Source organism: Hafnia sp. HMSC23F03 (assembly GCF_001816025.1).
Lineage (GTDB): Bacteria > Pseudomonadota > Gammaproteobacteria > Enterobacterales > Enterobacteriaceae > Hafnia > Hafnia paralvei.
Genome location: NZ_KV824201.1, coordinates 2,342 through 3,503, shown reverse-complemented (window position 1 = coordinate 3,503; position 1,162 = coordinate 2,342). Strand labels below are relative to the sequence as shown.

Here is a 1,162-nt window from a genome sequence, read left to right as displayed (position 1 = left end):
GATGCGCCGGAAAGCCCGAGGGATTTATTGGTCAGCCGCTCATGCTCTGCGATCTGCTTACGCCCGGCCTGTTGCAGAACGACACGTAACGCGGCCATTTCGTTCTGTAGCGTGCGTTTGCCGATGCTCTGCGCCAGTCTTTCATGAATATAGTTTTCAATGTGGCGAACCTTAATCTGCGCCACCCGCTGGATCTGGACGTTCAGCGCCCGTAAATGGTGGCCGAAACGCTGCACGATGTGGATGCGATCGTTCACCGTTTTGTGGCTGCCGCCGCAGTGCTTCGCCAGCGCCTTCATTTCATTGCCTAACTTCCCCATACGTTCCCCCGATTTCAAAACACAAACAGTCTCCGGCGTATGCTTTTTGGCTGCGCCAGAACGATACCTTCACGCCGGAGTGGCCGCTTGTTGAGGTATAGGGAGTTTCAGCCAGTACGCGGTACGGGCTGCCTGCGTGAGCAGGGATTCTCCGGGGCATCCTGCCCCCCTCGGTATCGATCTTTTTCTCCTCTTTCTTGCTGACAGCGGCCCTGAAAAGGCGTGTCAGATTGGGGAATGAGCGCCAGAGCCCTGAAAATAAAGGCATGGCGCGGTGTGGTGGTTGTGCGTCACTTTGTCGCTTTACGCCACGAAAGTGACGCACTGGTCGGGTGCAGTGCTCAAAAGATCGTGGATTCTGGTGCAGATTTACGGTCACGCGGCAGCAAATGCCTGACGGCAAATGCAGGCCGCAGCCCGTAAACGATGTGGCGGCTGGTGCAGTGGGTACCGGAAGGTTTCCGGCGCAGGGCAGCATTGACCAGAGATCTGGCGCAGATAAAAAGCACAGACAATCAGCACGTACAGATGAGCCGGAAAATCGTGAGATTTCCGGTCGGATGGAGGCATAGCCAGCGAACTGGCGCAGTGAAAGGATGTAGCGTGTATAACTCTCAACCTCTGCCGCAGTATCTGCGACCCGGCATTTTTGCAGAGGCCCTGCCGGTAAAATGGCAACCATATCCTGATGTGTCAGGCGCTTCTTTCAGGTCATGAAGCTTTGGGTGCTGTCGACGACAGCGTAGGGCAGGGAGGAGATTACACCCGGTTGTCACGGTTGAAAAGGGGAAACCATTTTTCTGCAAACTGAGTTGTTTGTGGATTTTTTCGCGATTTTATGG

Annotated in this window: 2 protein-coding genes; one reads left to right on the top strand and one right to left on the bottom strand. The window is 55.1% G+C overall.

Translation table 11 applies throughout. The features are described 5' to 3' along the window. Positions 1–320: phage integrase N-terminal domain-containing protein (locus HMPREF3091_RS22820; protein WP_246839953.1), on the bottom strand; the 320-nt coding region annotated here is incomplete at its 3' end. Positions 321–557: 237 nt separating this feature from the next. Here HMPREF3091_RS22820 and HMPREF3091_RS22445 point away from each other — a divergent pair. Further along, on the top strand, positions 558–743 hold the full coding sequence (locus tag HMPREF3091_RS22445) for a hypothetical protein (RefSeq protein WP_070714398.1): 186 nt from the start codon (positions 558–560) through the stop codon (positions 741–743). The last annotated feature ends 419 nt before the right edge of the window (positions 744–1,162 follow it).